Raw genomic sequence first — 14114 nt, 5'->3', positions numbered from 1 at the left:
TGAATTATTTTTGATTGGAATCTTGATTTTTATTTATTAAAGATGAATTTAAATTCACAGCTGTATGCAAGTATTCGTACAAGCTAAATTGTAATGTTTGTAAAAGGGAATTTTAGAAGTATTAGGTTAGGTGTGGGTTTGTTTAAAAATATAACAATTAATGGGCTTTATACTGCATTGCGCTCGCAAAAAACCCATTAACTAAAAGCTAACTAGCTAAAACCAGTTACTCAGCAGACTCTTCTGGGCGGTGCTGCTTTTGTACGCCGGTTAAAAACAAGCGTAATATTTGATCGTTACAAACACGGTAATGTTTGTTATCTACTTTTCGAGAAAACGCACTTAACTCATGTTTACTTAAATCAAAATCAACAAGTGCAAGTGTTGCTATAACATCTTCTGCTTTCAGGTTTAAAGCAATACGTAGCTTCATAAAAATAATATTGTTATTTAGCTTTTTCTCAGGCTCTGGCTGCTCACCTTCGCGTTTGCCACGTTGGGTATTAATAAACCCATTTAAAAAGCTAGCAAACTCAGTATCACTTATTGGGGTAAAAGCCTCTTCACCTTCTTTAGTTAACCATGCAATTACTTGCTCTTTGGTAACAGCATGCTCTGCTGATGCAAAAACATTGACCATAGCAGTATCAGTTAAGTTAAAAGTGTAGCGAATGCGGCGTAAAATATCGTTATTAGTCAAAGTAAATCCCAAAGTGAGGTATAGCAACCAAGCGGTTATTGCTTAATTTTAAATAAGCACCTAGTTTAACAGGTTTACTAATACCACCCTATTAATTTTTATTTAAGCTTCATATACCTAGTTACCTAGTACCTTGGCAGGATCTACGCGCGTTGCTTGCCATGCAGGATAAATAGTTGCAAGTATCGCAAGCACAAACGTAACAATTACTGTAATACCAATGTCTTCAAGTACTAATTTACTTGGTAAAAACTCTATAAAATAAACACCCTCAAGTGGATTAGCTCCAAATAATTGGCTTATCCACGTAAAAAGCTCACTTATATTAAGCGCTAATACCACTCCAATTAGTGTTCCTAGTGCCACGCCTACAAATGCTTGCATTAAGCCCTGCATTACAAAGGTGGCTAAAATAGTGCTGTCTTTCGCGCCCATGGTTTTTAAAATAGCAATATTGCCTTGTTTTTCGCGCACTTCCATCACCAAGGAAGACACAATATTAAAACTAGCTACTGCAATAATTAAAAACACCACAATATAAACAATGGTACGTACCATTTGAATATCTTGATACAGGCTGCCTTGCGTTCTAAACCAACTAGAAATATACACATAGTCGTCAATAGTTTGGCCCACTTTTAACGCTATTTGATGCGCTGAAAATACATCATCAACACTTAATCGCAGCCCTGTGACTTGAGTCTCGTCGTAACCCAATGCTTGCTGCGCTTTGTTAATATGTATAAACGCAGCGGTACTATCAATCGGCCCGCCCATTTCTATAACACCTGCAAGATTAAGTGTTACGCGTTTAGGCGCTAATAATGATTGACCTTTTTGACTAATTTGCGGAATAAGTAACGTAATGTTGTCGCCTACTTTGGCATCTAACTGTTTTACTATTTGCTTGCCTAATATAACGTCATCAAAGCCTAACTGGCTCACTAATTTACCACTGGTAAACTGGTTTACCGCCGATACATTACTCTCGAGCGATGGCTCTACACCACGAATTTCAACTGCTTTCAACTGGCTTTTATATTGCGCCATCCCATTTACAGCAATAAATGGCGCAGCCCCTGTTACATGCGGTTGTGTTTGTAAATCCTCAACCTTTTGCGACCAATTCGCGATGGGTCTACTTGGTGCTACATATTCAATCTGCGGTACAACACTTAGTAAGCGGTGTACTAGTTGCTGCTCAAAGCCATTAATTACAGACAGCGCCACAATTAAAACCGCGACACCTAATAAAATACCAATAGTCGATGCTTTAGCGATAAAACTAACAAAGCCGTTTTTTTCGTCTTTATGGCCCGAGTAGGCTCTAAAACGTTTACTTAAAAATGCACTAAGCAACATACTGCGACTCTTTAATAGCTAGTTTTCCATCATCTAAATACGCTATTTTACCCAGCTTATCGGCAAGCTCTAAATCGTGTGTAACCACTACAAAACTTGTATTTAAACTTTGGTTTAGCTCGTTAATTAAATCGTAAATTTTAATCGCGTTTTGTTTATCTAAATTACCGGTTGGTTCATCAGCAAGCACAAGCGCAGGTTTTGTAACCAGTGCACGGGCAATAGCCACGCGTTGGCGCTCTCCACCAGAAAGCGCAGACGGTTTATGTGAGCTGCGATGTGCAAGGCCTACTTTTTCGAGCATATCGAGCGCTTGTACTTTGGCCTCTTTTGCACTTAAACCTTTAATTAATAATGGCATAGCTACGTTTTCTATCGCGCTAAACTCCATTAATAAATGATGAAATTGATAGATAAACCCTAAATTTTGGTTTCTAAATGCGGCTTGCTCTGTTCGCGAAAGCTTGGCAACTTCTTGGTTTTTAATTTTAGCGCTACCGGAGCTTGCGGTATCTAATGTGCCAAGTATATGTAAAAGCGTACTTTTACCTGAGCCAGAACTACCCACAATCGCGAGCATTTCGCCCTGCTCAAGTGCTAAATCAACACCTTTTAATACTTCAACTTGGTTGCTGCCATCTTGATAAACTTTACTTAAATTTTCACAACTAATAACTAAATCATTCATAACGTAATACCTCTGCTGGTTTTACTTTTGCGGCTTTACGCGCAGGATACAAGGTAGCTAAAAAGCTCATAGCAATACTGGCAAACGCTATTATTACTAAACTTAAAATATCAAATTTTACCGGAAGCTCTATACCTGCTAGTAAGTTTAAACCTACTAATGCTAGTAACTCATTTATATACAAACTAAATATCACACCTAAAAACGCACCTATTGCAGTACCTATTACACCGTTATATAAGCCTTGCACCATAAATACCTTTTGAACTTGGGAAGGCGTCAAACCTAACGTTTGTAGTATGGCTACCTCGCCTTGTTTTTCGCTTACCATCATGGTTAAAGCCGATACAATATTAAACACAGCCACCAATACAATGAGGGCAAGCAACATAGACATAATGCGCTTTTCCATAGCAACGGCTGCAAATAGAGTACCTTGGGTACTGCGCCAATCACTATAATTATGATCGTTTAAAATACGCTGGCTGGCTTCAATAAATTCATCTAGCTCGAACGGTTCGTGCAACGAGATACTTAAATTAGGGGCGGTGTTTTTATCGAGCTTAAGCACGCGTTGCAGCGAAGCGCCGCTGGTAAACGCAAGTGCCATATCGATTTCAGAGCCGGTTTCGTATATTGCGGCAACTTTAAATAAACGCTGGCTAGGTACTCGCCCAAGTGGTGTATAAGTTGAAGCATTAGGCATAATAACGCGCAGCTTATCACCCACGCTAACGCCTAATTTACGACTCAAATAACGGCTTATAGCAATACTGTAGTTTTTGTTAAGTACGGTTTTCCAATCGCCTTGCACTATTTTGTCGGTAATTTTATATAAAGAGCCGTTATCGTCGTAAAGGCCTTGCAGTAACACGCCGTGTAAATCTTTATTAGTTTGTAAAATAGCTTCGCCGTGGCGATACAAGCTTACATGGTCAACATAGGGAGATTGTTCGAGATCGGTTTTTAAGTCATTCATTTGTGTAGCGGTATGTGCTTCCGCTTTTATTTCAACGTGAGGAATAAGCCCTAGCATGTTCGTTTTTAAGCTATTTTCAAAGCCATTCATTACACTGCTGACCGTAAATAAAGCCATTAAACCAATAGCGATACCGGCAATAGAAAAAAACGATATAAAGGATATAAACGCATTTCCCTTAGAGGAGCGACTGTATCTAAGCCCTATAAATAAGCTAACCGGTTGAAACATATTATTTTTAACACTTATCCTAAAAGTATTGAGCAATAGTAGCACGAAAAAAGTGCCTTTGGGTATGGCGTAAAATGTAAGAAATAATTTAAAAATCTGATACTTGGCTATATTTAAAGCAATATGTATTTAACCATTAACTCGTGGTTAAGTTTTAAGCCCTTTAACTAAATAATCGAGTAAAACGCGTACATTTGTGGCCACAAACTGCCTTGGTGGATACACGCCCCACACCCCTTCTTGCTGTGGTTGATAAGCTGTTAAAATAGGGACCAGTTCCCCTGAGGAAATTTCGTTGCCAATGTAGTAATCGGGTAACTGTACAATACCCAACCCTTTTTTAGCGCCATCCACCAGCGCCCAACCACTATTGCACTGTAATCGCCCCGCTATTTTGATGTGTTTATCGCGCCCATTTTCGTTTACGCGCCAGTAGCTACTATTACCAATTAAACATTCATGGCTGTTTAGCTCGCCTAAAGTATGCGGCTCACCAAATCGAGTTAAATACTGTGTTGCCGCGCACATAATAAAGCGCCTTGCACTTAACCTGCGTGCTTTTAAGCTTGAATCTTTTAGATGCCCTAACCTTATTGCTAAATCAAAGCCGCCTTCTAGCAAGTTTTCTTGCTCGTTGCTTAATGTGGCAACAACTTCTACCTCAGGATGGTCATACATAAAGTTATTCACTAAAGGCATTATGAACGTTTCCCCGTACATAACCGGAGCCGTGAGTTTAATTTTACCCTTTGGTGTAGTTTGGTGCGTGGCAAGACCTTGCGTTGCTTCATCCATAGCATATTGTAAATGCTTTATTTGATGTAAATACGCTTCACCCTCTTTGGTCAAAACGACTTTACGGGTTGTACGGGTTAAAAGTTGGGTATTTAAACGTTGCTCAAGCGCTGTAACGTGGCGGCTAATATGCGCAACCGAAAGCCCTAGCGTTTTAGCAGCTGCGGTAAAACTGCTCTCTTCACCTACCGCTATAAACTCATCTATCCCATCCCAGCGTGCCATTATTACCATACTGTAAAAGTGTTTTAATAAATCAGAGATTATCATTGTTTGAGAAACAAATACAATACGCGCATCACCCAAGCAAATTGGGTCTACAATTATTTTTTAATAGCCAGTTAAAGGAAATAAAAACATGTCTGAATTTATTAAATCAAAAGCTGCCATTGCTTGGGGTCCTAATCAACCACTTAGTGTTGAGGAAGTTGATGTAATGATGCCTAAAAAAGGCGAAGTAATGGTAAAAATTACCGCTACTGGTGTATGTCATACCGATGCATTTACATTATCGGGTGAAGATCCTGAAGGCATATTTCCTGCTATTTTAGGCCATGAAGGCGCTGGTGTTGTCTATGCCGTTGGCGAAGGCGTAACCAGTGTTGAAGTTGGGGACCATGTTATTCCTCTATACACTGCTGAATGTGGCGTATGTAAAATGTGTACTTCAGGTAAAACTAATCTATGTTCAGCTGTACGCGAAACTCAAGGTAAAGGCCTAATGCCAGATGGCACAACACGCTTTTTTAAAGACGGCCAACCAATTTACCACTACATGGGTACATCAACGTTCTCTGAGTACACTGTATTACCAGAAATTTCACTCGCTAAAGTAAATAAAGAAGCCTCTTTAGAAGAGATTTGCTTACTAGGCTGTGGTGTAACAACAGGTATGGGTGCAGTAACAAATACAGCTAACGTAAAACCTGGTGATACGGTTGCTATATTCGGCTTAGGCGGTATTGGTTTATCAGCCATTATTGGCGCAAAAATGGCTGGTGCGGGTCGTATTATTGGTGTTGATATAAACACCACTAAATTCGATTTAGCAACAAAACTTGGTGCAACTGATTTAATTAATCCAAAAGATTTCGACAAGCCAATTCAAGAAGTTATTGTTGAAATGACTGACGGTGGCGTTGACTACTCGTTTGAATGTATTGGTAATGTTGATGTTATGCGCTCAGCGCTTGAGTGTTGTCATAAAGGTTGGGGCGAATCGGTAATTATTGGTGTAGCCGGTGCTGGCCAAGAAATATCAACCCGTCCGTTTCAACTGGTAACTGGGCGTGTATGGCGTGGCAGTGCATTTGGTGGCGTTAAGGGCCGTTCACAACTACCTGAAATAGTAGAGCGTTATATGGCTGGCGAATTTGCTCTTAACGACTTTATTACCCATACAATGGGCCTTGAAGATATTAATGAAGCGTTTGATTTAATGCATGAAGGTAAAAGTATTCGTACAGTCATTCATTACTAATAAACGACATTCGTAAAATAGCTTATTAACAAGCCGTAATACTTTTAAGTTTACGGCTTTTAAGGATTAAGTATGTTAGAAAATATTTCAAGTGTAAAAGTGTCTGGCGGTTGGCATAAACAATATACTCACAGCTCGCAAAGTACACATTGTACTATGCGCTTTGCCGTGTTTTTACCCCCTGGCGCAAGTGAAGCCAATAAAGTACCGGTACTTTATTGGCTATCAGGTTTAACTTGTACTGACGAAAATTTTATGCAAAAAGCCGGCGCATTTAAAAAAGCTGCCGAGCTGGGTATTGCTATTGTAGCGCCTGACACTAGCCCGCGCGGCGAAAACGTACCCAACGAAGACAGCTACGACTTTGCTCAAGGTGCTGGCTTTTACGTAAATGCTACGCAAGCTCCTTACAACACCCATTTTAATATGTACGATTATATTGTTAGTGAGTTACCAGCACTTATAGAACAACATTTTCCGGTAACAAGCACAAAAGCAATTAGCGGTCACTCTATGGGCGGGCATGGTGCATTAATGGTTGCACTTAAAAACCCGACTGCGTTTGTAAGTGCCTCGGCTTTTAGCCCTATTGTAAATCCGATTGAATGCCCTTGGGGTGTAAAAGCATTTACTGGTTATTTAGGAAATGATAAAGCGCTTTGGTCACAATATGACAGCTGCGAGTTAATGAAAAGCGCAGAGCAAGCTAATTACTTACCCATGTTAGTGAGTCAGGGTGATGCTGATGGCTTTTTACAAGAGCAACTTAAGCCAGAAAACCTAGTCGCTATTGCTGATAAAAAAGGCTACCCGCTTACACTTGAAATGCAAGCCGGCTACGATCATAGCTACTTTTTTATAAGCAGCTTTATTGACCAACACTTATTATTTCATCATCAGTTTTTAACTGCTTAGACTCAGTAGTGTGTAGAGATGACTTTTCTACCTCTACACACTCTTTTAGACTTTTAGTGACCTGCCTACATACTTGCGTTGTAGTGCTTTCCCCTTTTACTAGGCTAACAAGAGCCGAATCTATCTTTAATCCCATATCAGTAAAGTTAAATCCGTTTTTATCTGAGGGTACTGGCTCTAGTGGGTTTTTATAAGGTGTTGACTGCGCAGGGCTAATACTATTTTTATCATTACGCGCCTGAGATTGTGCTTGGCCGTCAATAATAGCGCCGGCAACTGTGCAGCCACAAAGGTAAAAAACTGACAAAAATACAATAAACGTTCTCATCATTCATCCTAATCAAAATATTACCTAAATTGTATACGCTTTTTATTTTAACTCTGTAAAAATATGTAGGCATAATTACCTGAACTCATTTATAAACTCTTTTGTAAAACCCACCAGCTGTAAAATAAAAATAATCAAAAAAGGAAGCGCGCCAATAATAGCAACGCTTCTGTTTAATGGTTCATTGTTTTGTACTAACAAAACAAAAGCGCATAACCCTAGTGCAAACGACCAAGCATACAAACTCCATGTTTGAGCTTCACTTGCACCACTTAATTCACGAATTACCAAAACAGCAGAGTCTGCTGATGTGGCTACAAAAATGAGTAAAAGCAATAAACTTGACCAAATTAATAGACCGCCTTGCCACCCTAATTGCTCGAAAAATACAAACAGCCCTTGTGTATAATCAGCTTTAATAGCCGCTAAAATGCCTGCATTGTGCGTTTGATCCCAGGAAATTGCAGAGCCCGAAAACACACTAAACCATATAATAGTCACAAAGGTTGGTACAAATACAACACCTACAATATATTGCCAAACCGGCCGTCCTTGGCTAATTTTTGCCAAAAACACACCAACAAACGGGCCCCAAGCTAACCACCAAAAATAGTAATTGTATGTCCAACCTGTTGCCCATGCAGGGTCATTAAGTACGCTTTCAAACTGCCATGTACCTGTGGTTATAAGCTGAATGTAATCCCATGTACCGCCTATCGCTATGTCTATAATTGGCTGTATAGGCACAAAAATTAATAGCCATGCTATGAGTGCAAAGGCTAAAAACATATTAAACTTACTAAGAGTTTGAATGCCTTTTTTAAGCCCCAACTTTGCAGAAATGGTATAAAGCAGTGCAATTAAAAAAATAATAATAAACCCCGAAAGTAAAGCCGATTCAACCCCTAGCTCAAGCTCAAGCCCTTTACGCAGTAATAAAGTTGAATTAGCAATTGTGCCCACTACACCAAAAAATATTGCAAGTATGGCAATTAATTTAATGCTAAAGCTCAGCTGTAACTGCCAAGCCCGATTAATAACGCCTTTAGTTGCACTGATCACAGGAGCACTAATATCGCCCGCTTTACCACTATTACGAGTAAGCCCACCTAATAACAAGCCAAATACTGCATAGAGCGCCCATGCATGCGCGCCCCAATTAACTAAGGTAAGCGCCAAACCACTTGTTTGGTGGTTGGGATACAAGCTTTGCTTTAAAGGCGAGTTAACCGTGTGTAGTGCAGGCTCTGCTACTCCCCAAAATATAAGTCCTGAGCCCATCCCTGCTGCAAACAACATAGAAAGCCAACCAAAGGTACTAAACTCAACAAGTGCTTGCGCTCCTCCTATTTTTCGTTGCCCTAATGGGCTTATAGCAATAGCTATCACAGAAAAAAGTAACACGTTTACCAATATAAAAAATGGCGACCCTAAATAACCTAAAATTTTATTAATAGCGGGTTGTAAGTGCTCTGTGAGTAATTCAGGAAATAAAAAAGCAATAACAGATAACCCAACGCAAAATAGTAAGGCTGTTTTTTCAAGCTTAGTAGGTGTGCTTAATGTTTTATTTAAAGGCAAGAGATTCACATAGGTGTCTTTTAGTCTGGATAAAAGAATACGAGGCTTTAAAACTCAGATCAAATTAACTATTGCGTAAAATAGTAATAAAAACATGTAAAAGTTTCTTCAATAATTCTTATTAAATGCAGATATAAAAAATAAATCACTGATTATTAAGCATTTATACCCTGGCTTGCTGTTTGCTTATTATTAACAAAATTAACCAGCACAGGCTCAATAATGGAAATTGATTTACAGTGGAATGAAATCATCGATAATTTAATACATTTAGGTATTGCTTACCTACTTGCACTACCCATGGCTTACGACAGAGAGCGTAGTCATGATGGCGCAGGGCTTAGAACCTTTCCGCTTGTTGCGGTAGCATCATGCGGGTATGCACTTATTGCTATGTCGGTTTTAGATGGTGCAGAAGCTCAATCTAAAATGTTGCAAGGTATAATTACTGGTATTGGTTTTATTGGCGGTGGCGCAATTTTAAAAAATAACCGTACGACCTCAGGCACTGCAACCGCAGCCAGTATTTGGAATATGGGCTTAATAGGTATTGCTGTTGCGTACAGCCGTTACGAAATAGCCATTTTACTTGCCATTATTAATTTTATAACGCTTAGGTATGTAAAAAAGTTTAAGTGATAGTTTTTTAATAAGTATTGCAGCAAAATTTCAATGCATTGTTTGAATAGCCAATACTTATTAATACGATAACTCCCCATAATTTATATGTGGGGAGTTACATTTTTATAAAAAACTTTCACCGCTTTGCTTAAGTGTAATTGTTTGTGCTTGAGCGCTTTTTATTAATAATCCACAACGTAAATCATTTTTCGAAATAACAATTTTATCAATTGTATTAGTGTCATAGTCAACGACTTTGTTTTCGCATCTAAGTTGCACTTTGCTCAGTGGTAATTCTGATTGTAATTTAACCTCAGACTTCGACATCATAGGCATTACAGCTTGCTCTGAAGCTAAACTAAATTGTTGTTCAATATCTCCCGAGTTTTTATAAATATCGTTCACTTGGGTTAACAACTGTTCCTTATTTTGATCTGTAAAAGTTATAGATTCAATATTGCCTAGTGCATCTATTGCATCATAGGCTCGTACATAATCTTGCTTTGATATAAACCACTGTAAAGCATTTTTAATCACACGTTTTTGAATTTGATCAGGTAAGTTACCTCTAAATAAGAACGCTTCGTTGATATGCTGATCAAAGCTCTTCCAATCTTGTACAAAATAACTGTGCTGGCTTTTAAGCCACGCAAGTAAAACAATTTCAACCGTATTTTTGGTATGTTCATTTTCTAGTTCATCAATAAGGCTTTTAGCTTCATCGTATTTCTTTTCATCGATTAATTTACTAGCTTGCTCATAATCATTAAAAAAGCCACGTGATGCCTTATCGTTTGAAAACCCAACATGTAAATTTTGTGAACTTACAGTAATAGTTTTTGCTACAGGTATAGTCTCACCATTTAATTTTGCGCTTTTGTAATTTAGTTTAGATACGTAATCTATTACTTCTCTTTGGTACTTTTTTTGCCCGACCGTAGCTACAATTTCTATATCACTAACCTGCCCGCTTTTATCGACAACGTAACTGCTTAAGTTAATCCCCTCTAACCTCGAAGCGCGCGAGGAAGTATTAGTGAGCTGATCGTAGTTTTTATTAATCACTTCTGCAGGAACAAAGTCGTCTGCAAAAGCAGGAAGTTGAGTAAAAGCAGAAGTTAAAGAAAGCGCTAATATGAGTTTTTTCATCGGTTTTATCCATCCTAGATAGTGTTTATATAATAGAAACAAACGATCAACATAAAAGCAAGTATAAACACAAAAAATAAGTTCAATTAATAAGCTAAATTTGGGGGGTAACAAAAATAATCTAATAGCTACATATATTTTAGGCATTAAAAAAGGCGCTTAAAAAGCGCCTTGCTAACAAGTATGTGTGCTTAAAACATATCTTGATAGGAATTTGTTGTGCTAAACGTAATTGCTTTTTCAAAGCCAGGTAACTGAATACTTTGCTCGCTTATTACAATGTCATTGTCATCAATAAGTCCGTCGCCAAAGCGGTAAATAAGCTCATATTGGCCTAAATCAGCTTGAGCTTGATACATTTGTTGCGCGGCTTTAATTGCTACATTTTTTTGAGCGTAACTAGTCATAACGTCATCGCCATGGCGATTAGCGAGCATTTGCATTGTCACTTTTGGTGAAAGTACTATTGCTGTTGCATTGTTACCGCCAAAGCCTTTTGAATTTATAAAAGCTATATCCATTTCACTGCATTCGTAATGGCTATTACGAATATCAAGATGATCGGTGTAAACATCATCAGCCACTTTATCAATTGTGGTAATACCCGGCATAATGTTGTGACTAAATACACCGAGAGCTATCGCTAATTGGTCGCCACTTGCAGGAGCTATAGTATGACCAACATAGGCTTTAGGCGCTGTCACTTTCCAATTATCAATAGCGAACGTTTGTGCCACTTTGTGATATATCAGCGACTCTGTTACGCGGTTTAACGGTGTACTTGAGCCATGCGCTAAAATAAAGCTACGTTCTTGCAAAGCTTCTTTGCCTAAAAGGCTCGTTGCTAAAGCAGCCGATTTAGCCATGGTAATGTAGTTACCAGGACCAGGTGACGTAATTGATTTTTTTATACCATCTGCATTTACAAATACATCCGGCACAGAGCCCATTATGTCAGCGCCTAATTCAAGGGCTAATGCATCATCCATTAAAATAGCAACTTGTGCGCCTTCACCTAATGTAAAGCCGCAGTTATCCCCAAACGGGCGGCTACTTTTGCGATAATCTGGTTCTTCATCATGTGATAAGTTATCTAAGCGGCGCAAACCTTCAACATTTGCAAGTGCGCTCATGTTACCAAAGCCTTCAATCACTTCGGGTGTAATAGCACACTCAACACTTGCGACAACCGCAACGCGTGTACGCCCTGCTTGTATGTCGTTTACTGCTGCACGTAAGTTGTATAAAAACGTAGCACAGGCGCCCGAGGTCGAAAACGTAGTTCCCACATTGCCCGTAACATACGCGTTAATAAAGTCAGTCGACATGGTATTTAAACCCAGTGCTAACTGCTTAGTACTAACACGGTCGCCCTGTTGGCGTGCTTTAACTAAACCGCCTAGGCCTTTGTCGTCCATTTGGCCAATTACCGATGCTGAATAGGTACCAATTTTATCTGGCTCTACGCTATTCATAATGTGTTGCCAATCAAGCCCTGTTGATTTAATCGCATCGGTAGCTGCAAAAATAGTCGCTTGCAAACCACGAGGCTGATAGCGGCTGTTATACATAACAGACGGATCAAATCCAGTCGGAAATTGCCCTGCAGATTTAATTGGATTATCACGTGTTGAGTCATGCTTAACATCTAAGTCGGCTGCAATAGTTACTTTTACTTTTTTGCCTTCAAGTTCTTCAACTTGCCAGCTAGTTGGAACAGGTACCGGTAAGTCGCGAGCGCGAGTTTCAAACACAATAGCGTTATCGCTTGATGCGTTTAGCGTCATTTTTTGCTGCCACGGTGTGGCATCTGCATCAAAGTGTTCTTTTTCAATTTTACGAATAAGTGTACCGGCAATAATTTGCTCACCAAAGCGTGCTTCTATGTCGCTTTGCTCAACATTATTACCTTGTGTATCTTGTAATTGGCCGTTTACAACGCTTACTAGATTCATCAGTGTGGCGAGGCCTAAAAATGTTTCACTGCGATCTTTAGCGTTTAAACTATCTAACACGATACGGCGATAACCTTGATGAAAAGAAGTACGGCCAGCGGCGTTAATGCCACCCATGCCTACTATAACGGGTAATGCAGTCATAATTTACCTTTAAAAAACGTGTTATAAGATGAACACGCAGTTTAAATGGATTACGTACCATACATTGTGCTTTAATAGCCAAATATTCAGCACAAAAGGCCAAAAGGTACTGGTCGGAGCATTTACATGACTGAAAAAAACACTAATCCACCACTAAACATTGCTATAGCGGTATATCCGCATTTATTAGTGACTAGTTTAACGTTACCTATAGAAATGCTAAGAGCCGGCGAGGCCTTTGCTAAAGGCCACCTTAATAAGCAAAGTTTTAGACCGCTTGCTATAAATTTAGTGGCTAAAAATGCAGAATCTATAGCTACTCGCGCAGGCCTTGCGATAGTTCCTGATTGCATAACAACTAATGCGCCCTACAGCGATTTAATTATAGTCCCGGGTATTTGGCGAAACCCGCGCCCAGTAGTACGTACAAATCAAGACGTAGTTGATTGGCTAAGCGAAAGCTTTAGCGCTGGCAGTCATATAATTGGTGTAGGTACTGGCAACTGCTTATTAGCTGAGGCTGGCTTACTTGATGGGCACCCTGCTACCACACATTGGCACTACGCCAATCAATTTAGCCATGACTATCCGCTGGTGCGTTTAAAACCCGACTTTTTTATAACCCAGTCAGAGCGTATGTATACCGTAGCGAGTCTTAATGCCCTTGCGGATGTGATCGTACATATTATTAGTCAGTACTATACAAAAGCAGCCGCTCAACATGTAGAGCGTAATTTTTCGCACGAAATACGTAAACCCTACGAAGATCAACGCTATTTAGAAGGTGCAGTAGACCGTCACCCCGATGAGCTAATTGCGCAAATTCAGTTTTGGCTAAAAACCAATTTAGCCACCGAGCTAAACCTGCAAGAAGTCGCTGCCCAATTTAGCTTGAGCTACCGTACTTTTACCCGCCGTTTTAGAGCAGCTACTAATCAAAGCCCTATTGAGTATTGGCAACAATTACGCGTAGAAGGTGCGAAGGAGTTATTAGCATCATCAAATTTATCAATTCAAGAAGTGGCTTTAGAAGTGGGATATAACGACCAAGGGCATTTAACACGCGTGTTTAAAAAAGTATTAAGCCAAACCCCCAGTGGTTACAGAAAAGTAGTTAGACGAAAGTTATTTGGATAACCAGCGACTGCACTCTAAATTGGCATTTTTTTATACATAAATTATACTC

The 14114-nt window shown here is 39.3% G+C and carries 13 protein-coding genes; 4 read left to right on the top strand and 9 right to left on the bottom strand.

All coding sequences use genetic code 11. The features are described from left to right. Positions 1-226 precede the first annotated feature (226 nt). From BW142_RS03900 to BW142_RS03880, 5 genes are all read right to left on the bottom strand, one after another. A complete protein-coding gene (locus BW142_RS03900) occupies positions 227-700 on the bottom strand; it encodes a DUF1456 family protein (RefSeq protein WP_076923956.1) in 474 nt (157 codons plus the stop codon). 117 nt (positions 701-817) lie between these two features. After that, positions 818-2062 carry a lipoprotein-releasing ABC transporter permease subunit gene (locus BW142_RS03895; RefSeq protein WP_076923955.1) on the bottom strand — a complete coding sequence of 415 codons (1245 nt, stop codon included), beginning with the start codon at positions 2060-2062 and terminating at the stop codon, positions 818-820. Further along, positions 2052-2750: a lipoprotein-releasing ABC transporter ATP-binding protein LolD gene (gene lolD / locus BW142_RS03890; protein ID WP_076923954.1), complete on the bottom strand. Its 699-nt coding sequence runs from the start codon at positions 2748-2750 to the stop codon at positions 2052-2054. Before lolD ends, BW142_RS03895 begins: the two co-directional genes overlap by 11 nt. Beyond that, positions 2743-3960 (bottom strand): lipoprotein-releasing ABC transporter permease subunit, encoded by a 1218-nt coding sequence (locus tag BW142_RS03885; RefSeq protein WP_076923953.1) that lies wholly within the window; start codon positions 3958-3960, stop codon positions 2743-2745. Before BW142_RS03885 ends, lolD begins: the two co-directional genes overlap by 8 nt. A gap of 147 nt (positions 3961-4107) precedes the next feature. Next, entirely contained in the window at positions 4108-4980 is an 873-nt protein-coding gene (locus BW142_RS03880) for a LysR family transcriptional regulator (RefSeq protein ID WP_076924001.1), read from the bottom strand. A gap of 133 nt (positions 4981-5113) precedes the next feature. Here BW142_RS03880 and BW142_RS03875 point away from each other — a divergent pair, with 133 nt between their 5' ends. Together BW142_RS03875 and fghA are read left to right on the top strand one after the other, a co-directional pair. Then, positions 5114-6235 (top strand): S-(hydroxymethyl)glutathione dehydrogenase/class III alcohol dehydrogenase, encoded by a 1122-nt coding sequence (locus BW142_RS03875; RefSeq protein ID WP_076923952.1) that lies wholly within the window; start codon positions 5114-5116, stop codon positions 6233-6235. A gap of 72 nt (positions 6236-6307) precedes the next feature. Further along, the gene (gene fghA / locus BW142_RS03870; protein WP_076923951.1) at positions 6308-7150 is read left to right on the top strand and encodes an S-formylglutathione hydrolase; all 843 of its coding nucleotides are present in this window, start codon (positions 6308-6310) and stop codon (positions 7148-7150) included. On the opposite strand, the gene BW142_RS03865 is transcribed toward fghA, so the two are convergent. Continuing rightward, positions 7104-7478 carry a hypothetical protein gene (locus BW142_RS03865; protein ID WP_024600284.1) on the bottom strand — a complete coding sequence of 125 codons (375 nt, stop codon included), beginning with the start codon at positions 7476-7478 and terminating at the stop codon, positions 7104-7106. The two genes, fghA and BW142_RS03865, sit on opposite strands and share 47 nt — an antisense overlap. A 75-nt stretch (positions 7479-7553) precedes the next feature. Next, on the bottom strand, positions 7554-9068 hold the full coding sequence (locus tag BW142_RS03860) for a BCCT family transporter (protein ID WP_253188793.1): 1515 nt from the start codon (positions 9066-9068) through the stop codon (positions 7554-7556). A 213-nt stretch (positions 9069-9281) separates the two neighbouring features. Between BW142_RS03860 and BW142_RS03855 the strand changes: the two genes are divergently transcribed. After that, positions 9282-9698: an MgtC/SapB family protein gene (locus BW142_RS03855; RefSeq protein WP_024600286.1), complete on the top strand. Its 417-nt coding sequence runs from the start codon at positions 9282-9284 to the stop codon at positions 9696-9698. 105 nt (positions 9699-9803) lie between these two features. Here BW142_RS03855 and BW142_RS03850 read toward each other — a convergent pair whose 3' ends face one another. Together BW142_RS03850 and BW142_RS03845 are read right to left on the bottom strand one after the other, a co-directional pair. Continuing rightward, entirely contained in the window at positions 9804-10829 is a 1026-nt protein-coding gene (locus BW142_RS03850) for an energy transducer TonB (RefSeq protein ID WP_076923950.1), read from the bottom strand. A 191-nt stretch (positions 10830-11020) separates the two neighbouring features. Beyond that, positions 11021-12928: a beta-ketoacyl synthase gene (locus tag BW142_RS03845; RefSeq protein ID WP_076923949.1), complete on the bottom strand. Its 1908-nt coding sequence runs from the start codon at positions 12926-12928 to the stop codon at positions 11021-11023. 126 nt (positions 12929-13054) lie between these two features. Here BW142_RS03845 and BW142_RS03840 point away from each other — a divergent pair, with 126 nt between their 5' ends. Beyond that, positions 13055-14065 carry a helix-turn-helix domain-containing protein gene (locus tag BW142_RS03840; RefSeq protein ID WP_076923948.1) on the top strand — a complete coding sequence of 337 codons (1011 nt, stop codon included), beginning with the start codon at positions 13055-13057 and terminating at the stop codon, positions 14063-14065. The last annotated feature ends 49 nt before the right edge of the window (positions 14066-14114 follow it).

The organism is Pseudoalteromonas sp. EB27 (assembly GCF_001974875.1).
GTDB lineage: Bacteria > Pseudomonadota > Gammaproteobacteria > Enterobacterales > Alteromonadaceae > Pseudoalteromonas.
Note: the sequence above shows the minus strand (reverse complement) of the source record. Positions and strands in the feature narration are given on the sequence as shown.